Source organism: Pseudomonas sp. BP01, assembly GCF_022760795.1.
Classification (GTDB): Bacteria; Pseudomonadota; Gammaproteobacteria; order Pseudomonadales; family Pseudomonadaceae; genus Aquipseudomonas; species Aquipseudomonas putida_Q.
In genome coordinates this window covers 12,102-31,080 of the sequence record NZ_JAFBKA010000050.1, presented here as the reverse complement: position 1 = coordinate 31,080, position 18,979 = coordinate 12,102, and the positions used below count along the sequence as shown (strand labels likewise).

The 18,979-nt window shown below is 62.0% G+C and carries 18 protein-coding genes; 3 read left to right on the top strand and 15 right to left on the bottom strand.

Annotated elements, in window-relative coordinates:
* Window positions 1–672: 672 nt before the first annotated feature.
* The 9 genes from msrQ to mrcB form a co-directional block, all read right to left on the bottom strand.
* Window positions 673–1,284, bottom strand: coding sequence for a protein-methionine-sulfoxide reductase heme-binding subunit MsrQ (gene msrQ, locus JOY50_RS27785; protein ID WP_138737602.1), 612 nt, complete (start codon window positions 1,282–1,284; stop codon window positions 673–675).
* Window positions 1,284–2,297 (bottom strand): protein-methionine-sulfoxide reductase catalytic subunit MsrP, encoded by a 1,014-nt coding sequence (gene msrP / locus JOY50_RS27780; protein ID WP_132844424.1) that lies wholly within the window; start codon window positions 2,295–2,297, stop codon window positions 1,284–1,286. Before msrP ends, msrQ begins: the two co-directional genes overlap by 1 nt.
* 79 nt (window positions 2,298–2,376) lie before the next feature.
* A complete protein-coding gene (gene pssA, locus JOY50_RS27775; protein ID WP_016501605.1) occupies window positions 2,377–3,228 on the bottom strand; it encodes a CDP-diacylglycerol--serine O-phosphatidyltransferase in 852 nt (283 codons plus the stop codon).
* 150 nt (window positions 3,229–3,378) lie between these two features.
* The gene (gene ilvC / locus JOY50_RS27770; RefSeq protein WP_003250043.1) at window positions 3,379–4,395 is read right to left on the bottom strand and encodes a ketol-acid reductoisomerase; all 1,017 of its coding nucleotides are present in this window, start codon (window positions 4,393–4,395) and stop codon (window positions 3,379–3,381) included.
* 54 nt (window positions 4,396–4,449) lie between these two features.
* Entirely contained in the window at window positions 4,450–4,941 is a 492-nt protein-coding gene (gene ilvN, locus JOY50_RS27765; protein ID WP_003250040.1) for an acetolactate synthase small subunit, read from the bottom strand.
* 1 nt (window position 4,942) lies between these two features.
* Complete coding sequence (locus JOY50_RS27760) at window positions 4,943–6,667, bottom strand: acetolactate synthase 3 large subunit (protein ID WP_028614116.1); 1,725 nt, start codon at window positions 6,665–6,667, stop codon at window positions 4,943–4,945.
* Window positions 6,668–7,077: 410 nt separating this feature from the next.
* On the bottom strand, window positions 7,078–7,410 hold the full coding sequence (locus JOY50_RS27755; RefSeq protein WP_016489137.1) for a YqcC family protein: 333 nt from the start codon (window positions 7,408–7,410) through the stop codon (window positions 7,078–7,080).
* On the bottom strand, window positions 7,410–8,213 hold the full coding sequence (locus JOY50_RS27750; RefSeq protein WP_132844421.1) for a tetratricopeptide repeat protein: 804 nt from the start codon (window positions 8,211–8,213) through the stop codon (window positions 7,410–7,412). The genes JOY50_RS27755 and JOY50_RS27750 overlap by 1 nt, the downstream gene beginning before the upstream one ends.
* 15 nt (window positions 8,214–8,228) lie before the next feature.
* Complete coding sequence (gene mrcB, locus JOY50_RS27745; protein WP_019471251.1) at window positions 8,229–10,550, bottom strand: penicillin-binding protein 1B; 2,322 nt, start codon at window positions 10,548–10,550, stop codon at window positions 8,229–8,231.
* A 115-nt stretch (window positions 10,551–10,665) separates the two neighbouring features.
* Between mrcB and JOY50_RS27740 the strand changes: the two genes are divergently transcribed.
* A complete protein-coding gene (locus tag JOY50_RS27740; RefSeq protein WP_132844419.1) occupies window positions 10,666–12,228 on the top strand; it encodes a bifunctional aminoglycoside phosphotransferase/ATP-binding protein in 1,563 nt (520 codons plus the stop codon).
* Between the two features lie 244 nt (window positions 12,229–12,472).
* A complete protein-coding gene (locus JOY50_RS27735; RefSeq protein WP_016489141.1) occupies window positions 12,473–12,751 on the top strand; it encodes a TfoX/Sxy family protein in 279 nt (92 codons plus the stop codon).
* 208 nt (window positions 12,752–12,959) lie between these two features.
* Here JOY50_RS27735 and JOY50_RS27730 read toward each other — a convergent pair whose 3' ends face one another.
* From JOY50_RS27730 to JOY50_RS27715, 4 genes are read right to left on the bottom strand one after another with little or no spacing between them, the layout of a single operon-like run.
* Window positions 12,960–13,844: a ChaN family lipoprotein gene (locus JOY50_RS27730; protein ID WP_132844417.1), complete on the bottom strand. Its 885-nt coding sequence runs from the start codon at window positions 13,842–13,844 to the stop codon at window positions 12,960–12,962.
* 12 nt (window positions 13,845–13,856) lie between these two features.
* Window positions 13,857–14,624, bottom strand: a complete 768-nt coding sequence (locus tag JOY50_RS27725; RefSeq protein WP_132844415.1) for a heme ABC transporter ATP-binding protein — start codon at window positions 14,622–14,624, stop codon at window positions 13,857–13,859.
* The gene (locus JOY50_RS27720; protein ID WP_162471788.1) at window positions 14,624–15,607 is read right to left on the bottom strand and encodes an iron ABC transporter permease; all 984 of its coding nucleotides are present in this window, start codon (window positions 15,605–15,607) and stop codon (window positions 14,624–14,626) included. Before JOY50_RS27720 ends, JOY50_RS27725 begins: the two co-directional genes overlap by 1 nt.
* A gap of 50 nt (window positions 15,608–15,657) precedes the next feature.
* On the bottom strand, window positions 15,658–16,542 hold the full coding sequence (locus tag JOY50_RS27715; protein WP_132844411.1) for a hemin ABC transporter substrate-binding protein: 885 nt from the start codon (window positions 16,540–16,542) through the stop codon (window positions 15,658–15,660).
* A 148-nt stretch (window positions 16,543–16,690) separates the two neighbouring features.
* Here JOY50_RS27715 and JOY50_RS27710 point away from each other — a divergent pair, with 148 nt between their 5' ends.
* A complete protein-coding gene (locus JOY50_RS27710) occupies window positions 16,691–17,008 on the top strand; it encodes a Rieske (2Fe-2S) protein (protein WP_132844409.1) in 318 nt (105 codons plus the stop codon).
* Here the strand turns inward: JOY50_RS27710 and sfsA are convergent.
* The gene (gene sfsA, locus JOY50_RS27705) at window positions 16,998–17,711 is read right to left on the bottom strand and encodes a DNA/RNA nuclease SfsA (protein WP_132844407.1); all 714 of its coding nucleotides are present in this window, start codon (window positions 17,709–17,711) and stop codon (window positions 16,998–17,000) included. The two genes, JOY50_RS27710 and sfsA, sit on opposite strands and share 11 nt — an antisense overlap.
* A complete protein-coding gene (locus JOY50_RS27700) occupies window positions 17,711–18,883 on the bottom strand; it encodes a pyridoxal phosphate-dependent aminotransferase (RefSeq protein ID WP_132844405.1) in 1,173 nt (390 codons plus the stop codon). The genes sfsA and JOY50_RS27700 overlap by 1 nt, the downstream gene beginning before the upstream one ends.
* Window positions 18,884–18,979: the final 96 nt, after the last annotated feature.

The following is an 18,979-nucleotide window of genomic DNA, read 5'->3' as shown; positions in this document are numbered from 1 at the left end:
CCATGATCAAACTCTTCAGTTCAATACTGCTTGGGTTTTTAAGAAACCCTAAACTTGGCTCAGCAATCTCAAATGACTATGTGATTTCTCGCATGGTCACTTGTGATGCTGATAATCTTTTTGACTACCAGTCCATACTCACAAGCACCCACACGAATTGCTTGATTCGATTTGTTAAAGAGCGTTTGGTTAAGAGCTTTTCATCTCAACCGAGGCGCGCATTCTACGCTTTCCTCAGAGCCTGTCAAGCGTTTATTTTGAAGTTTTTTGCGAGAAACTCGTTTAGCTTCAAACACTTGGCTCGCTGCGATCTCTCGTAGCGGGAGGCGAATCATACAGCGTTTAGAAGCGCTGTCAACCACCATTTCAACCGCTTGCGATCTTTCGATCGTAGCCCTTTCAGCATCACCTTAACTACTTAACTCATTGAATCTCAAAGAGTTTGTCGTTCCGATGTCGCTGGAAGTGGGGCGCATTATAAGGGGATTCGGAGGGGCGTCAACCTTTAATTTCAAGAAACTGAAATATAAGCGGGAAACACAGTGGAAAGGCCACCAGGGGCCCGCCACAACTCATTCTGCACCTGTGAGATCGAGCGCCAGAGGAACAAAGGCGGGCACCTTTCACAGCCAATGCTATCCCGAGACGGGCCCTGGCAGCCCAACCCCGCGCTCAAACCGCCCTACCCTGCTTCCTGCCAACCCTCGAAAGCCCTCGCCCAACAGCAGGAACCCTCAGCACCATTAGCACAGCACCAATAAACGCATAGACAGCCCACTCCCTCAAATCCGAGCGCACAATCCACAAAAAGTGCAGCAACCCCAGCCCAAGAACCAGATACACCAACCTGTGCAGCTTCTTCCACCGCACCCCCAGCCGCCGCTGGCTATACCGATTCGAGGTAGCCGCCAAGGCCAGCAAGCACAGGAACCCAAGCGCACCCACAATAATGTAAGGCCGCTTGCGCAGCTCCACCGCCAACTGCCCCCAATCCAGCCCAAGAATAAAGAACAGGTAACAGAGGATGTGCAGCACTATGTAAGCAAACACCCACAACCCCAGCTGCCGACGCACCACGATCCACCCCGACCAGCCCGTCACCTTCTGCAGTGGCGTCATGCTCAAGGTCACCAACAGGAAGGTAAGTGCTCCAAGCCCAAGGCGATCCATCATGATCTTCCCGGGGTCAGGCCCCAGCAGGTTCATCGCCGCCTCATACAGCCACCACGCCGGGAACAGGCATCCCACGATGAAGATGGCGAGGCGAAACCAGGGGTACCGCATCAATAATTCTTCCGCAGATCAAGCCCGGTATACAGCGACGCCACTTCATCAGCGTAACCATTGAACATCTGCGTCTCTCGCACATTGGGGCTGAACAACCCGCTGGGCAAACGGCGTTCGCGCGCCTGGCTCCAGCGCGGGTGATCGACCGTCGGGTTCACGTTGGCATAGAAACCATATTCATCCGGCGCCAGCCCTTCCCACGTAGTGCCGGGCTGTTCAGCCACCAGGCTGATGCGCACGATCGACTTGATGCTCTTGAAGCCATACTTCCACGGCACCACCAGGCGCAACGGTGCGCCATTCTGATTGGGCAGTTCGCGGCCATACATGCCTACCGCCAGGATCGCCAGCGGGTGCATTGCCTCGTCCAGGCGCAGCCCTTCTCTATAAGGCCAGTCGATCAAGGCGAACCCTGAGCGCTGCCCAGGCATATGCTGTGGATCTTTCAACGTTTCGAAGCGCACATAGCGCGCCCTGGAAGTCGGTTCGACCTGCTTGAGTACCTGCGCCAGCGGGAACCCCAGCCACGGAATGACCATCGACCATGCCTCTACGCAACGCAGCCGATAGACCCGCTCTTCAAGCTGATAGGGCTTGACGAAGTCTTCCAGTGCATAGCGCCCGGGCTTGCCAACCTCACCATCCACCACGATCGACCACGGTTCGGTCTCCAGGCTGTCGCCATTGGCTGCCGGGTCGCCCTTGTCAGGCCCGAACTCATAGAAGTTGTTGTAGTGGGTGGCATCCTTGAACGGCGTGATCGCCTCGTCCTTCACCGTCACCGCCTGCCAGTGCGTGGCAGCGAGCTTGTCAGTGAACCAGGCCGGTGCGGCACCCGCCTGCACATCCGCATAACGCGAAACTTCAGCAGCGCCCGCCCTGCCCGGCAATGCGCCCAGCGCCAGACCGGCCAATGAGCCACCCAGCAGGGTACGACGAGAAAGGTAGATGCCTTCGGGTGTGATCTCCGACGCCTTGCACTCGGAAGACCTGGGAAGCTTGATGAGCATGGGCGGCTCCATAGCACTGGATAACGGATGTACCAGTAAGACTATGGAGCCGGAGGGTTATTCCAGCGTTAAGCAATTTTTACGCTTTGCGCCGGCGCGCCTTCAACAGGAACTGGATCGGCCCCGACGCCGCATAAGCGAGGAAGATCAGCAGCAGGATGCGCGGCGGGTCGCTGAACACGACGGCAAACACCAGCACCACGGCAAGGATGGCCACGAATGGCACGCGGCCCTTGAGGTCCAGCTCCTTGAAGCTGTTGTACTTGATGTTACTGACCATCAGCATGCCGGCAGCAGCCACCAGCAGCGCCACCAGGAACGACAGCTTGGAGCCCTGAATACCGTAATCGCTGAACGCCCACACGGTACCCGCCACCACGCCGGCAGCAGCCGGGCTGGCCAGGCCGATGAAGTAGCGCTTGTCGGCGGTACCGACCTGGGTATTGAAGCGTGCCAGGCGCAGCGCGGCACCGGCCACATAGATGAAGGCGACCATCCAGCCGACCTTGCCCATGTCACCCAGCGCCCAGCCAAAGGCCAGCAACGCAGGGGCCACGCCGAAGGCGACCATATCCGACAGCGAGTCGTACTCGGCACCGAAGGCACTCTGGGTATTGGTCATGCGCGCAACGCGGCCGTCCAGGCCGTCGAGCACCATGGCCACGAAAATGGCGATGGCGGCAAAAGCGAAATACTTGCTCGCCTCGCGCGGGTCACCGGCACTCAGGGCGCTCTGTGCGCTCATCGAGCTGATAATGGAATAGAAGCCGGCAAACAGGTTGGCGGTGGTAAACAGGTTGGGCAGCAGGTAGATGCCGCGGTGGCGCACCTTGCGGCCTTCGGCGTCGTGCCCTTCTTCAATGTGCTCATCGATAGGTAGCAGGCTTTCGGCGTCGGAGGGCTTGTTCGGCTCTTCGGGACGTTCGCTCATAAAGGGTACCTTGCAACAGGATGGAAAATGTTCGACACGGGCCCGCGAAACAGGTTCTGACAGCAGGCCACTGGTCTGCTTTATACCAGAAGCGGGCTGCCAGAACGAAAAAACGCGGCCGAAGCCGCGTTTTTCATCTTTCGATAAGACTTAGTTCTTGGTCTTGTCGACGATTTTGTTAGCCGAGATCCACGGCATCATCGAGCGCAGTTGCTCGCCGATGATTTCGATGCCGTGAGCGGCGTTGTTGCGGCGCTTGGCGGTCATCGATGGGTAGTTGGTAGCACCTTCGGAGATGAACATCTTCGCGTACTCGCCGTCCTGGATGCGCTTCAGAGCGTTGCGCATGGCCTTGCGGGATTCTTCGTTGATGACTTCCGGGCCGGTAACGTACTCACCGTATTCGGCGTTGTTGGAGATCGAGTAGTTCATGTTGGCGATGCCGCCTTCGTACATGAGGTCAACGATCAGCTTCAGTTCGTGCAGGCACTCGAAGTAGGCCATTTCCGGCGCGTAGCCAGCTTCGACCAGGGTTTCGAAACCGGCCTTGACCAGTTCAACGGTACCGCCGCACAGAACAGCCTGCTCACCGAACAGGTCGGTTTCGGTTTCGTCCTTGAAGGTGGTTTCGATGATGCCGGTACGGCCGCCACCAACGCCCGAAGCGTAGGACAGGGCAACGTTCTTGGCATTGCCCGAAGCGTCCTGGTAGATAGCGATCAGGTCAGGGATGCCGCCGCCTTTGACGAACTCGGAGCGAACGGTGTGGCCCGGGGCCTTCGGCGCGATCATGATCACGTCGAGGTCGGCACGCGGAACAACCTGGTTGTAGTGGATCGAGAAGCCGTGGGAGAAGGCCAGGGTAGCGCCCTTCTTGATGTTCGGCTCGATCTCGTTCTTGTACAGAGCGCCCTGGAACTCGTCCGGGGTCAGGATCATGACCAGGTCAGCCGCAGCGACAGCGGTAGCAACGTCGGCAACTTTCAGGCCGTGGGCTTCAGCCTTGGCAACGGTAGCCGAACCTTTACGCAGACCGACGGTAACGTCTACACCGGAGTCTTTCAGGTTGCACGCTTGGGCGTGGCCCTGGGAACCGTAACCGATGATGGCGACTTTCTTGCCCTGGATGATGGAAAGGTCGCAGTCTTTATCGTAGAAAACTTTCATGAAATACCCCTGGTTATATCTCGGCCCCTGCGGAGCCATCGCTAATTTTTGAATTTAGATGCTGAGCACTTTGTCGCCACGGGCAATGCCGGTAACGCCGCTGCGCACGGTTTCGAGAATCGATGCAGTGCCGATCGCCTGGATGAAGCTGTCCAGTTTGTCGCTGGTGCCGCTCAGCTGCACGGTGTACACGCTGGCGGTCACGTCGACGATCTGGCCACGGAAGATATCCGTGGTGCGCTTGATCTCGGCGCGCTGGGCACCGGTGGCCTTGACCTTGACCAGCATCAGTTCACGCTCGATGTGAGCGCTTTCCGACAGGTCGACAAGCTTGACCACTTCGACCAGCTTGTTCAGGTTCTTGGTGATCTGTTCGATCACTTCGTCATGGCCAACGGTGGTCAGCGTCAGACGCGACAGGGTCGGGTCTTCGGTCGGCGCCACGGTCAGGCTTTCAATGTTGTAGTTGCGCTGGGAGAACAGGCCGACCACACGGGACAACGCACCTGGTTCGTTTTCCAGCAGCAGGGAAATGATATGCCGCATATCAGGTACGCTCCGTCTTGCTCAGCCACATGTCACGCATCGAGCCATCCTTGATCTGCATCGGATAGACGTGCTCGCTGCGGTCAACCGCGATGTCGATGAACACCAGACGGTCCTTCATCGCAAACGCTTCTTCCAGCTTCGGCTTGAGGTCCTTCAGGCTGGTGATGCGGATACCCACATGGCCATAGGCCTCGGCCAGCTTGATGAAGTCAGGCAGCGACTCGACGTACGAGTGCGAGTGACGACCGTTGTAGGCCATGTCCTGCCACTGACGAACCATGCCCAACACACCGTTGTTCAGGTTGACGATTTTCACCGGCAAGCCGTACTGCATGCAGGTGGACAGCTCCTGGATGTTCATCTGGATGCTGCCTTCGCCGGTCACGCAGGCAACGTCCTGGTCCGGGAAGTTGAGCTTCACGCCCATCGCCGCCGGGAAGCCGAAGCCCATGGTGCCCAGGCCACCGGAGTTGATCCAGCGGTTCGGCTTGTTGAAGCGGTAGTACTGCGCCGCGAACATCTGGTGCTGGCCCACGTCGGAGGTGACAAAGGCATCGCCATGGGTCACTTCGCACAGGGTCTCGATGACTTTCTGCGGTTTGATGACATTGCCGTCGCCCTTGTCGTAAGGGAACAGTTCGCCATCGCCACGCCATTCGTCAATCTGCTTCCACCAGGCATCCAGCGCCGCCTTGTCAGGCTGCTCGCCGATTTCCTTGAGGATGCCGAGCATTTCGCTGAGCACGCTGTCGACCGGGCCGACGATTGGCACGTCAGCCTTGATCATCTTGGAGATCGACGCCGGGTCGATGTCGATGTGGATGATCTTGGCGTTCGGGCAGAACTTGGCCGGGCCGTTGACCACGCGGTCGTCAAAGCGTGCGCCCACAGCGAGGATCACGTCGGCATTGTGCATGGCCATGTTGGCGGTGTAGCTGCCGTGCATGCCGAGCATGCCGAGGAACTGGCGGTCGGTACCCGGGAAGCCACCCAGGCCCATCAGGGTATTGGTGACTGGCAGGTTAAGCGACTTGGCGATTTCGGTCAGCGCTTCGGAGCCACCGCCGAGAATCACACCGCCACCGGAGTAGACGATCGGGCGTTTGGCAGCCAGGAGCATCTCGGCGGCCTTGCGGATCTGGCCGGAATGGCCACGGACCGCCGGGCTGTAGGAGCGCAGCTTGACCTTTTTCGGGTAGACGTATTCGAACTTCTCGGCCGGGTTGGTCATATCTTTTGGAATGTCGACCACGACCGGACCTGGGCGACCGGATTGCGCCAGGTAGAAGGCTTTTTTCAGGACTTCCGGGATCTCGGTCGGGTTCTTGATCATGAAGCTGTGCTTCACGATCGGCCGCGAGATACCAATCATGTCGGTTTCCTGGAAGGCATCGGTACCCACCATGGTGCTAGGCACCTGGCCGGACAGGATGACCATCGGAATCGAATCCATGTAGGCGGTGGCAATGCCGGTAATGGCATTGGTCGCGCCCGGGCCGGAGGTTACCAGCACCACACCGGCCTTGCCGGTGGCGCGGGCGTAGCCGTCCGCCATATGGGTTGCCGCCTGCTCGTGACGAACCAGGATGTGTTCCACTTCCGGTTCTTTGAACAGCGCGTCGTAAACATGCAGGAGAGCACCACCAGGGTACCCGTAGATGTGCTTAACGCCTTCGTCACGCAAAAAGCGGACGACCATCTCAGCGCCAGATAAAAGCTCCACGTTGTTCACCTCTAAAACGCCAGAATACCGTCCCTAGTGGACGGGTCTTAATAGGTTTACTGCCAAGCAGAGCATGAGCGAAAACGTCAGCACTGACTGAGCAAGTATTGGGAGCACCCCAGAGTGTTGCGGGGTTTTCCCACCCAGCGCGAGGTAACGCGTTGCGGGGTGTAACAGGTCGGCGCGGGTGTGCGCCTCATGATCTGCTTAGCGGGTCTGCTTCTGGCAGTCCCTCTACAGCGGAAGTTGGATTCTTGTGATTCGGCGCCAACATGTCAAGAAAAATTATTGCCAATTTTTCCCCAAGATGAATTCCTGCCACCACTAAAAATCGCTTCAGCAGCAGAATAAATAAGATTTCCACAAAAAAGGGCCACAATCTGCGGCCCTTGAAGGAAAAACTGAAGAAATCAGGCGGAAGGAGCGATCAATTGGTCAAATGCTGCCAACAGCCGGCGCAGCTCACGACTTTGCTCCGGCCGGTCGGTAAACACGGTCTCGGCCATGACCAGGATGCTGGAGGCATTGGGCAGCGGATGGCCCAGCTCGATGATGATCTTCATGCGCGGCAGGAAGATCCATTGCAGCCACTGCTCGAAACTTAGGGTATCGACAGCGAACGGCACGGTACTGGCCAGCGCCTCGTCGCTGGGTGGCTCGTCATCCCACCACCCTTGCACCACCAGTTCACGTTCAATCAGCAAAAGGTGGTCGGCAATGTCCAGAATGCGTTGTTCGATCATCACGAATTGACCCGCGCCTTCTGCCGGGCCAGTGCTGCGCCAGCGCTGTCACCTTGCTTTTCACGGGCCTGGGCGATGGTGTTCCACAGCTCGGCCTGCAGGCTTGGGCGGCCGTTGGCGTAAGTCAGGGCGCGACGCGCCAGCTGCTCGGCCTGCGCCGCATCACCTTGCGACAGGCGCACCTGGGCCAGGCGGTACAGCACTTGCGGCTCGCGCGGGGCAATGCGCTGGGCACGCTCCAGGCTCGAAGCCGCCCCGTTGAAGTCACCACTGCCCTGCTGGGATTGCGCGGTGGTCAGCAGTGCCAGCACCGGGCCGTCCAGCTGCTCGTCGGCCGACAGACCACCCGCAGCGGTGTTGCTGCGCGGAATACCCGTTGGCGCACTGGTACTTGGCGGGGTGCTGCTCATGGCCGCGATGTCGAACGGCTCGTCGGCGATCGGGTTCGGGTTTGTGGTCATCGGCGCCGAACTGGCCGGGCCTGGGGTAATCGGGCCCGGCGTGATTGGCGAGGTGCTGATCGGCGCTGCGCCGTTGGCAGCCGGGAACGTCTGGATGCCTGAAGCGCCAGCGCCCTGCGGAATCATCACGGTGACGCCGGAGTCTTCGGGCAACGTCTGCGCTTGCGCGGTGCCCGTGTTATAGCCACCCGCCGAGCGGTTAGCCGTCACGCGCTCGCTGTTGGACACGCGGGTGCTCGAATCGACCACCGGTATATTGCCGCGCGGGACGCTGGAGCACCCCTGGAGCACAGCCAACGCCGTCACGGCAGGAAACAGCCACTTGTTCACGTCACACCTCATCAATGCAGCCTGTGCTTAATTCATCCAGCCTTTGACCCAGTCCATGACTGATTCTGCAGGATTCTGCTCGCCGCCACAGGTCGCGCCGGCGGGCGGTTCACTCCCGCGAATATACGGCATCTGCACCGCTCCCGGACAGCTGCCATCAGACCCATGGCCACTGTAAGGGTCGATCCAGGCCTGCACCACGTTGTCCGGCTGCGGCATGTCCAGCGGCAGCGGGTCGGCCTTCTTCATAAAGCTGGTCCACACCTGCAGGGCACCGGTGGCACCTGTGAAGGGTGTTTTGCCGTTATCGTCACGGCCCATCCACACCACGGCCAGCAGGTCCTGGCTGAAGCCGGAGAACCAGCTGTCGCGCGAGTCGTTACTGGTACCAGTCTTGCCCGCCAGGGTCAGCGAGCGCGGCAAGGTGTTGTACACCGAGCGCCCGGTACCTTCGCGCATGACCCGCTGCATGGCGTTCTGCACCAGGTAGATGGCCCCCGGGTCGAAGGTTTGCTGGATCTGGAACGGGTAGCGCTTGAGCGGTTCGCCCTCGGCAGTCAGCACACTGCGGATACCACGCATCGGGGTGTTGAAACCGCCGTTGGCGATGGTCTGGTACATGGTTGCAACCTGCATCGGCGACATGCCGCCAGCACCCAGCAACATGGCCGGGAAGGCTGGCCAGTCGACATTCACCCCCAGCCGGCCAATGGTCTTGATCACATTGGGCACGCCCACTTCCAGGCCAAGCTTGGCGGTAGACAGGTTGTACGAGTTGGCAAGCCCCTGGTACAGGTAGATGGTGCCATGCGGTCGACGGTCATAGTTTTGTGGGCGCCAGACCTGGCCATCGGCACCCTTGACCGAAAATGGCTCATCCTGCACCCAGGTGGTCAGGGTGTACTTGCTCGGCTGCTCCAGCGCAGTCAGGTACACCGACGGCTTGACCAGCGAGCCGATCGGCCGCACCGCGTCGATGGCCCGGTTGAAACCGGCGAAGCCTGCCTGGCGGCTACCGATCAGCGCCTGTACCTCACCGGTTTCCGGGTTGGTCACGACCATTGCCGATTCCACCTCGTCAGCACCCTTGCGCCCTGCCAGGCGCTTGAAGGTCTCGCTCATCGAGGTTTCGGCCTTCATCTGCAGGATCGGGTCAAAGCTGGTGAAAATACGCAGGCCTTCTTCGGTCAAGTCTTCGTCGCGGTAGTCCTGGCGCAGCTGACGCTTGACCAGGTCGAGGAAGGCCGGGAACGAGCTGTCGGCCAGGCTGCCGCGCTTGGTCACGCCCAACGGCATCTTCTTCGCCGCATCGACTTCCGCCTGGCTCGCCACGCCCTGCTCGGCCACCAGGTCGAGCACCAGGTTGCGGCGGGCCAGGGCGCGGTCAGGGTAACGCCGCGGATTGTAGTAGGATGGCCCCTTGACCATGCCCACCAGCAAGGCGATCTGATGCAGCTTCAGCTCCGAAAGCGGCTGGCTGAAGAAGAACTGGCTGGCCAGGCCGAAGCCGTGAACGGCACGCTGGCCATCCTGACCGACAAACACCTCGTTGAGGTAGGCCTCGAGAATCTCGCGCTTGTCGTAGTGCAACTCAAGCAGCATGGCCATCATCGCTTCGGTCAGCTTGCGGCTAAGGCTGCGTTCGCTGCTGAGGTAGAAGTTCTTCACCAGCTGCTGAGTCAGGGTACTCCCCCCCTGGCGCATCGAACCGGACGAGGTGTTGACCCACATTGCCCGGGCGATCGACTTGGGCGACACGCCGTAGTGGCTGTAGAAGTCGCGGTCTTCGGTCGCCACCAAGGTTTCGAGCAGGTATTTGGGCACCTGGTCGATCTTGATCAGGATGCGGTCTTCGAGGTTCTTCGGGTAGATGCCGCCGATCATCAGCGGCTCCAGCCGCACCACGTCGAGCGCCTTGCCGTTGGCAGCAGAAAGGCCCGCCACGTAATCGCCGGAGAAGCGCACGCGCACAAACTGCGCCGGCTCCATGCCCTCGTAGAACTGGAAGCCACGGGTATTGAGGTCGACGGTGTTGCCGTTGACGGCCGCCGCACCCGGGCCGTTGGCCGCGCTTTCACGCCGGTAGCCGAGCGCGTCGAGTTCGGTAAGGAAGTCATTCTTGCTCAGTTTCTGACCAGTGAAGAGTTCCAGCGGCCGGGCATACACCTTGGCCGGGATGGTCCAGCGCTTGCCGGAGAACTTCTCCTGCACAACGGCATCAAGGTAAACCGCGAAGCCGGCAACGATCACCAGGCCTACCAGGCTGAGCTTCAAAGCCCAGCCCAGCCAGGCGCGGGAGCGGCCGGTCGGGCGTTTCTGAGGGGTACGGGGATTTCGGGTTCGGGTCATGGCGGCGGATTATACGCACTTTATAAAGGCTGGGCAGACGGCCCAGCGGTAGGCAGGGACGGCACCATTGACCATAATGGCGCATTCGAATTCCCTGCCCCCGGAAGGATTTCCCGTGAGCCAAGCCCTTATCACTGCGCTGCAGAACCCTGCCCTGTACCCTCACCCCGTGGATGGGTTCCAGCTCATCGAGACGCATATCTCCTGGGTGCTGCTGACCGGCGAGTACGCCTACAAGATCAAGAAACCGATGAACTTCGGCTTTCTCGACTTCACCGAACTGGGCCAGCGCCAGCATTTCTGTAACGAAGAGTTGCGCCTGAACCAGCGCCTGACCGACGGCCTGTACCTGGAGGTATTGCCCGTTACCGGCAGCGTCGAAGCGCCGCAGATCGGCGGCGAAGGCGAGGCCATCGAATACGCGCTGAAGATGCGCCAGTTCCCCCAGGGGCAGATGCTCAGCACCCTGCAGGCCAATGGCGAGCTGAATGCCGCGCACATCGACCAGATGGCCCGGCAAATCGCCGAGTTCCACCTGCAGACCCCAAAGGTATCTGCCGAGCAGCCCTACGGCTCGCCTGAAAGCGTCATGGCCCCGGTCGAGCAGAACTTCGAGCAGATCCGCCCATTCCTCAGCGACAAGGCCGACCTGCTGCAACTGGACAACCTGCAGGCTTGGGCGCGGAGCAGTTTCGAGCGGCTGCAAGGCCTGTTCGCCTCGCGCAAGGCCAATGGCTTCACCCGCGAGTGCCATGGTGACATCCACCTGGGCAACGCTACCCTGATCAACGGCCAGGTGGTGATCTTCGACTGCATCGAGTTCAACGAGCCGTTCCGCATGACCGATGTGTGGGCCGACACCGGTTTCCTCGCCATGGACCTGGAAGATCGGGGCCTCAAGTGCCTGGCACGACGCTTCATCAGCCAGTACCTGGAGCTGACCGGCGATTACGAAGGCCTGGAAGTGCTCAACTTCTACAAAGCCTATCGCGCCCTGGTACGGGCCAAGGTCGCGCTGTTCAGCATGCCGGCCAACGCCGACGGCGTGCAGCGGGCCACCACCCTGCGCACCTACCGCAACTACGCCAACCTGGCCGAAAGCTACAGCGCCATCCCTTCGCGGCTGCTGGCCATCACCCATGGTGTCTCGGCAGTGGGCAAGAGCCACGTGGCAATGCGCCTGGTCGAGGCCTTGGGCGCCATTCGTGTGCGCTCCGACGTCGAGCGCAAGCGCCTGTTCGGCGAACAGCCGCAAGACAACGCCGGCCAACTGACTACCGGCATTTATGACCTGGATGCCAATGCCGCCACTTACCAACGCTTGCACGAAGTGGCAGCAACCGTTTTGCGCGCCGGCTTTCCGGTGGTGCTGGATGCCACCTACCTCAAGCATGAACAGCGCCAGGCGGCAGCAGACGTTGCCAGCCAGACCGGTGTACCGTTCCTGATCCTTGACTGCCACGCACCCGAGGCAGTCATTGCCAGCTGGCTGGAACAGCGTCAGGCCGAAAACACCGACCCTTCGGATGCCACCTTGGACGTGGTCAAGGCCCAGCAGGCCAGCCGTGAAGCCCTGGATGCGCAGGAGCTGGTGCAGAGCACCCGGGTCGACACCCAGGACGCTGGCAGCATGGACCAGGTGATCGAGCAGATTCGCCAGCGTTTGCCAGGCCTGTAAGTTCATCGTTTTCCTGTTCTGGCCCCTTCGCGGGTAAACCCGCTCCCACAGGTACTACGCCAACCTTGAGGCTTGTAGAGCACCTTGTGGGAGCGGGCTCACCCGCGAAGAGGCCGGCACAGGTCCCGACAGCTCATCGCCCCGATGGCAAAAGGCCGCGCATTTCCTAACCCCCGCTACACTCCTCTCTGACCTGCTCGCGATTTATCCTCCAATCCACGTTCAGCCATCGCAAGGAGGCTCGATGAACGATGAATTGCAGCACCTGAAGAACCTTGGCAAGACCTCTGCGCAGTGGCTGCATGCCGCCGGCATCCACAGTGCATCGGACCTGCGTCGCCTGGGTGCGGTGGGTGCATACCAGGCCGTAAAGACACGAGGGTTCCGCGCTTCCAAGGTGCTGTTGTACGCCATTGAAGGCGCCCTGCTGGACATGCACTGGAACGATCTGCCGCTCGAACGCAAAGAAGCGCTCAATCAACAACTGGACGCGAAAAACCCTACGCAAAAAAATCCAAAATAATTGTGGAAAGGGGATTGACTACGAAATGAGAATCGTTATGATTATCACAACTGGTCGCGAGACTGGTTGGATAACCTAAGAGCCCCTGGTTCGGACTCTCAGATTATCTCCTCATCAGGCTAATCACGGTTATTGACCCGGCTCTTTGCCGGGTCTTTTTTTGCCTGTGGTTTTTGTGCCGCCTGGCTTGGCCTTACTACCGTGCACACTACTGGCGAAACTGCGCGCAGTAATCCTGCGCCGGCGTCGCCGCCGTGTACCACACGTAATCAGCCTCGCCTGGCTCAACCTGCTCGCCCACCTCGGCCAGCAGCAATACCTTGCTCTCCCCCGACGCCCCCAGATCAGCCAGGTGCAAGGGTATGCCCAAGTCCTTGCGCACGTGATAGGCCCCGGCAAACAGCAGTGCCGGCTGCGGCGCCGACAGCAAACGCTCGGCCATGCGCCGGTCGCGCTGCTGCTGCACGGCCAGCATCGCCGGCAACTGGCTTTCCGGCAGCATCCCACAATGCCCGGCGCGTACCTGCTCCAGCAAAGCAGCCTTTACCGCCGGTGCATTGGACCTTTCGCCGCTCAGCGAGGCTGGCTGCCGATAGGCCTGGCGCATCTCGCCAGGCGACAGGTTGGCCGCCAGCAGTGGTACTCGCTGCTGCAAGGCCTCACGCACGATCGGCCCGTACAGTTGCCAATCCCACCCCTCCTGCCAGGCCAGCGCCTTGGGCAAGTCTGCCGGTAGGGGCTGGCCCTGAACCTTGTCGACCAGCGGTTGCTGCTCAGGCTGCAGCATCTCCAGCAAAAGGCTGCCTTGCACGCGCTGCCCCTGCAACGCGCGCAGCAGCCAAAGTTGCAGCGCGTGATGGTCCGGGTTGTCGTGTTTTTCGCCCACCAGCACACGGGGGGCGCCCGCCAGGCGTTGCACCAGTTGCTCAGGGCTGATCGCCTGGCCACCGGCAAGGTCGATGATGTGCCCCAACTCGGCATGCGTACGCCCCTCACTGCCCTGCCAAGCGGGCAACGGCGGCAGGCTGGCCTGGCAGCCACCCAGTGCCAACACCAGGCAAAGCGAGAAACCGGACAGCAGCGGATGACGCATCGGCAATGCCTCCTAGCGGGTGATGATCAGCGGATGCCCACGCTCCGGGTGCGCCTGCACCAGCACATCTATACCGTAGACTGCCCTCAACGCCGCGGGCGTTAGTACCTCTTCGGGCGAGGCAAACGCATGACTGCGCCCCTGTTCCAGCAACAGGATACGGTCACAGTAGCGCGCTGCCAGGTTCAGGTCATGCAGGATCACCAGCACCGCGGCGCCGCGGTCGGCAAAGCGGCGCACGGACTCCAGTGTGGTGTGCTGGTGCAGCGGGTCGAGCATCGAGGTCGGTTCGTCGAGCAGCAGCGTGGCCCCCTCCTCGCCCGGCCATAGCTGCGCCAGCACGCGGGCCAGGTGCACCCGCTGCCGCTCGCCCCCCGATAGCGCCAGGTAACTGCGCCCCACCAGGTGCCAGGCATCCACCGCCTGCAACGCCGCTTCGATAATTTGCGCATCGCGCTGCTGCCCGGTGCCATGCGGCATGCGCCCCATGCCCACCACCTCCTCGACCCGGAACGAGAAGCCCAGGCTAGACACCTGTGGCAACACGGCCAAGCGCTTGGCCCGCTCCTGCCCAGGCCAATCGGTGAGGGGCCGGCCCTGCAGCGTCACCCGCCCCCGGTCGGGCGCCAACTCGCCACACAACACACCCAGCAGGCTGCTCTTGCCGGCACCGTTGGGGCCGAGTACACCCACCACCTGCCCCGGGCTCAGCTGCAGGTGAACGTCGTGCAGCACCTCGTTGCTTCCCCGCCGCAGGTGCAGGCCTTCGACTTGCAACATCAGCTGCGCCCTCGTATCAGCAGGACCAGAAAGAACGGCGCACCGATAAAGGCCGTCACAATACCAATCGGCAACTCGGCAGGCGCCAGCAGCAGCCGCGCCGCCAGGTCGGCGAACAGCATCAGCACGCCCCCCGCCAGCAACGAGGCAGGTAGCACCACGCGGTGATCAGGCCCGGCCAGCAAGCGCACCAGGTGCGGCACCACCAGGCCGATGAAACCGATCAGCCCTGCGGCAGCCACTGCCGCACCTACGCCCAGCGCCGTGCAGAACACCAGCTCGCGCTTGAGCCGCTCCACGTCAACACCCAGGTGGCGCGCCTCCGACTCGCCCAGTAACAGGGCATTCAGCGCCTTGGCCCGGCGTGGCAGCCACACCGCTACCCCCGCTGCGACCAGCAGCAATGGCCACAGCCGTTCGTAGCTGGCACCGTTCAGGCTGCCAAGGTTCCAGAACGTCAGCGTGCGCAGGGTGGCGTCGTCGGCCAGGTAAGAAAACAGCCCGACGGCCGCGCCGCCCAGCGCAGTCATGGCCACGCCCGCCAGCAGCATGGTTGCGACGTTGGTCTGGCCATCGCGCCGCCCCAGACGGTAGACCAACGCGGTTACCCCAAGCCCCCCGACAAAAGCGCAGAACGACAGCAGATAGGGCGCGAAAGCCTCCGGCATGCCGCCAAACCAGGCACCACCGACAATGGCGACCGCGGCACCCATCGCCGCCCCAGCGGCAACCCCCACCAGCCCTGGATCGGCCAACGGGTTGCGAAACAGCCCCTGCATGGCCACGCCGGACAGCGCCAGCACCGCGCCCACCGCCAGCCCCAGCAAGGTACGCGGCAGGCGGATCTGGCCCAGGATCATCTCGGCCTGCTGCAGGCCGTCAGCCGCAATTGGCAGCCCCAGCAGGCGCAGGCCGGCGCGCAGGGTGTCGAACAGTGGCAGGCTGACCGGCCCCAGGGCCAGCGACAGCCACACCGCCAACAGGCACAGCAGGCTCAGGCAAACGAACAACGTGCGTGGCTGGACCCGCTGTTTCATTGTGCGAAGCTGGCCTGGGCTGCCGGGTAGAAGGTGGCTGCCAGCGACTGCAAGGTCGATGGCAGGCGTGGGCCAAGCCCGCCTACCAGCAGCGTCGGGTCCAGTGACACCAGGCGTTTCTCACGCACCGCCCGCGAGGCAGCCAGCGCGGGGTTTTCTTTCAACAGCGCCTGCAAGGCCTGCTCATCGGCCAGCGCCCGGTCGGAAAACACGATCACGTCCGGGTCCAACGCCGCCAAGGCTTCGTTGGAGAAGTTCTTGTAGCCTTGATGTTCTGCCAGGTTGTGCCCACCTGCCTGACCCAGCAGCCAGTCACCCGCCGTGCCCTGCCCGGCGATCAGCGGCTTGGCCCCGGCATGGCCGACCAGCAGTAGCACCCCAGGTGCCTTTTGCCCGGCCTGGGCCTGCTTGACCTTGGCCTGCACAGCCTCGATTTGCTGGTGGTAACCCGCCGCCAACCCCGCAGCCTGCGGCTCTGAGCCCAGCAACTGCCCCAAATGCTTGAGGTTTTCATCCACCGCCGCCAGTTCGGCCTTGCTGGAGAACAACTCCACCTGCACACCGGCCTTGCGGATTTGCGCGAGTACCGGCGGCGGGCCCATTTCCTCAGTGCCCACCAGTACATCCGGGCGCAGGCTGAGAATGCCTTCAGCCGACAACTGCCGCTGGTAGCCCACGCTGGGCAGTGATTTCAGCGATGCCGGGTGCTGGCTGGTGGTGTCTACACCGACAAGCCGCGCTTCACCGCCCAGTGCCGTTATCCACTCACTCAGGGCACCACCCGCGCTGACCCAGCGTTGCGGCAACTCGGCCGCCAAGGGCTGGGTGGAAAGCACAAGGCTTGCGCACAGGGCGAGCACGGCGACTGGACGGCGCATCATCGGGTTCCTTCTGAAGGCGAGCCACGCGCCTTGTGGCGGGCGGCAGAACTGCGCACCATAGGTAGGCAGGCGCAGCGAATGCGGGCAATTTGATAATTATTCGCATTGACGCGTCAAGTCATCATCTGTTTCATGAGTCGTCCTTGCCATGCACTTGCTCTGTACCTCCCACGCCCTGGCCGAAGGCCACAGCCGCGCCTTCAGCGTAGACGGCCTCGAACTGTTCGGCGTGCGCCGCCAGGGGCAGGTTTACCTCTACCGCAACCGTTGCCCACACCGCGGCATACCGCTGCACTGGGCGCAAGATGCATTTCTCGATGACAGCGCCAGCCTCATCCACTGCGCTCACCATGGCGCGCTGTTTTTGATTGAAAGCGGCGAGTGCGTAGCCGGGCCCTGCGAGGGTGAGCAACTGCTGGCCCTTGGCTGTCACGAAGACAGCCAAGGCATCTGGCTCACGGCGTAAGCAGCACCGGCAGGCGGCGATCAACTACAATGCCTTCGGCGTCCAGGCGGGTGCCGTAGGCCAGCACCTCCACGCCGTCCGCCGCCGCCGCACGCAGGGCCTGGGCATAGGCTGCGTCGATTTCCTCAGCTGGGCGTACCGCGTCGATGCCCGTCAGGTTCACGCAATACAACTGCACCGCACGCACGCCCTGGCGCGCCAACTTCGCCAGCTCGCGCAGGTGCTTGGCACCGCGCTGTGTCACCGCATCGGGGAAAGCTGCAACTGTGCTGTCGGGGTAGCCCAAGGTCACGCTCTTGACCTCGACGTACGCGGGGGCACCGTCGAACTCCAGGCGAAAGTCGATGCGGCTACTTTCCTCACCGTACGGCACTTCGCGCTTGAGCGCGGTGAACCCGGCCAGTTCGGCGATGATGCCGGCCCGCAATGCCTCTTCGACCAGCGCGTTGGCCCGCCCGGTATTCACACAGGCCAGCCGCCCCTGCGGGGTTTCGCTGATCTCCCAAGTGCCTGGCAGCTTGCGCTTGGGGTCGTTGGAGCGGCTGAACCACACCTGCCCGCCTTCACGCATGCAGTTGAGCATGGAGCCGGTGTTCGGGCAGTGAATGGTCAGTTGTTCACCGCTGGCCAGTTCGATGTCCGCCAGAAAGCGTTTGTAACGGCGCAGCAGGCGGCCCTGTTCGAGTGGAGGATAGAACTGCATCAGCCTTGCCAGCTCCGCAGGCCGCGGGCAATGCGCTGCACCGCCTCTTCCAGGCGCGGCAGGCTCTGGGTGTAGGCAAAGCGCACATGGTGCCCGGCCAGGTGGCGGCCGAAATCCAGGCCCGGCGTAAACGCCACGTGCTCGGTTTCCAGAAAGTGCCGGCAGAAGGCAAACGCATCACCGCCAAAGGCGCTGATGTCGGCATACAGGTAAAACGCCCCCTGCGGCTCGACGGCAATGCGGAAGCCCAATTCGCGCAAGGCGGGCAACAGATAGTCGCGACGGCGGGCGAACTCGGCCCGGCGTTCTTCGAAAATGGCCAGGCTCTCGGGCTGGAAGCAGGCCAGCGCGGCATGCTGGGCCATGCTCGGTGCACTGATGTACAGGTTCTGCGCCAGCTTCTCCAGGTCGGCAACTGCCCCAGGTGGGGCCACCAGCCAGCCAAGGCGCCAACCGGTCATGCCGTAATACTTGGAAAAACTATTCAGGACGAACGCCGAGTCGTCGACTTCCAGCACGCTTGGCGCGTCCATGCCATAAGTGAGGCCATGGTAGATCTCGTCCACCACCAGGTGGCCATGCCGCTCATGGGTGGCTTTGGCAAGGCTGGCCAACGCTTCGCGCCCCAGCACAGTACCGGTCGGGTTAGCCGGCGACGCGACCAGGGCACCGACGGTGTCCTTGTCCCAGTAACGCTCGACCAGGTCGGCGGTCAGCTGGTAATTCACCTCCGGGCCCACCGGTACCAGTTGCGCCCCACCCTCGACCAGCCGCAGGAAGTGGCGATTGCACGGGTAACCCGGGTCGGCCAGCAGCCAATGCTTGCCCGGGTCGACCAGCAGGCTGCTGGCCAGCAGCAGCGCGCCAGAACCACCTGGGGTAATCAGGATGCGCTGCGGGTCGATATTCAAGCCATAACGCTGGCCATAGAAGCCGGCAATCGCTTCACGCAGCGCCGGCAGGCCGCGTGCGGCGGTGTAGCGGGTGTGCCCGGCAGCCAGCGCGGCCTGGCCGGCGACGACGATCGGTGCGGCCGTGGTGAAGTCCGGCTCGCCGATTTCCAGGTGGATCACGTCGTGCCCGGCCGCCTGCAGCTCGTTGGCCCGGGCCAGCAACGCCATGACATGGAAGGGTTCGATGGCGCGGCTGCGCGCACTGTAGGGGTGGGCCATGACCTTCTCTCAATTGCGTCTAAACTGGAGATTCTACCTCTGCACGCCAACGAACGTACGGCTCGCGCCGATGTCAATAAGCAGGATCGGGCGGGG

Excerpts from the sequence above, each read along its gene's own strand:
- JOY50_RS27700 (WP_132844405.1), bottom strand. The coding sequence starts at position 18,883 with ATGGCCCACCCCTACAGTGCGCGCAGCCGCGCCATCGAACCCTTCCAT.
- sfsA (WP_132844407.1), bottom strand. The coding sequence starts at position 17,711 with ATGCAGTTCTATCCTCCACTCGAACAGGGCCGCCTGCTGCGCCGTTAC.
- JOY50_RS27710 (WP_132844409.1), top strand. The coding sequence starts at position 16,691 with ATGCACTTGCTCTGTACCTCCCACGCCCTGGCCGAAGGCCACAGCCGC.
- msrQ (WP_138737602.1), bottom strand. The coding sequence starts at position 1,284 with ATGCGGTACCCCTGGTTTCGCCTCGCCATCTTCATCGTGGGATGCCTG.
- pssA (WP_016501605.1), bottom strand. The coding sequence starts at position 3,228 with ATGAGCGAACGTCCCGAAGAGCCGAACAAGCCCTCCGACGCCGAAAGC.
- JOY50_RS27715 (WP_132844411.1), bottom strand. The coding sequence starts at position 16,542 with ATGATGCGCCGTCCAGTCGCCGTGCTCGCCCTGTGCGCAAGCCTTGTG.
- JOY50_RS27750 (WP_132844421.1), bottom strand. The coding sequence starts at position 8,213 with ATGAGGTGTGACGTGAACAAGTGGCTGTTTCCTGCCGTGACGGCGTTG.
- ilvC (WP_003250043.1), bottom strand. The coding sequence starts at position 4,395 with ATGAAAGTTTTCTACGATAAAGACTGCGACCTTTCCATCATCCAGGGC.
- JOY50_RS27730 (WP_132844417.1), bottom strand. The coding sequence starts at position 13,844 with ATGCGTCATCCGCTGCTGTCCGGTTTCTCGCTTTGCCTGGTGTTGGCA.
- JOY50_RS27755 (WP_016489137.1), bottom strand. The coding sequence starts at position 7,410 with ATGATCGAACAACGCATTCTGGACATTGCCGACCACCTTTTGCTGATT.
- mrcB (WP_019471251.1), bottom strand. The coding sequence starts at position 10,550 with ATGACCCGAACCCGAAATCCCCGTACCCCTCAGAAACGCCCGACCGGC.
- ilvN (WP_003250040.1), bottom strand. The coding sequence starts at position 4,941 with ATGCGGCATATCATTTCCCTGCTGCTGGAAAACGAACCAGGTGCGTTG.
- JOY50_RS27725 (WP_132844415.1), bottom strand. The coding sequence starts at position 14,624 with ATGTTGCAAGTCGAAGGCCTGCACCTGCGGCGGGGAAGCAACGAGGTG.
- msrP (WP_132844424.1), bottom strand. The coding sequence starts at position 2,297 with ATGCTCATCAAGCTTCCCAGGTCTTCCGAGTGCAAGGCGTCGGAGATC.
- JOY50_RS27735 (WP_016489141.1), top strand. The coding sequence starts at position 12,473 with ATGAACGATGAATTGCAGCACCTGAAGAACCTTGGCAAGACCTCTGCG.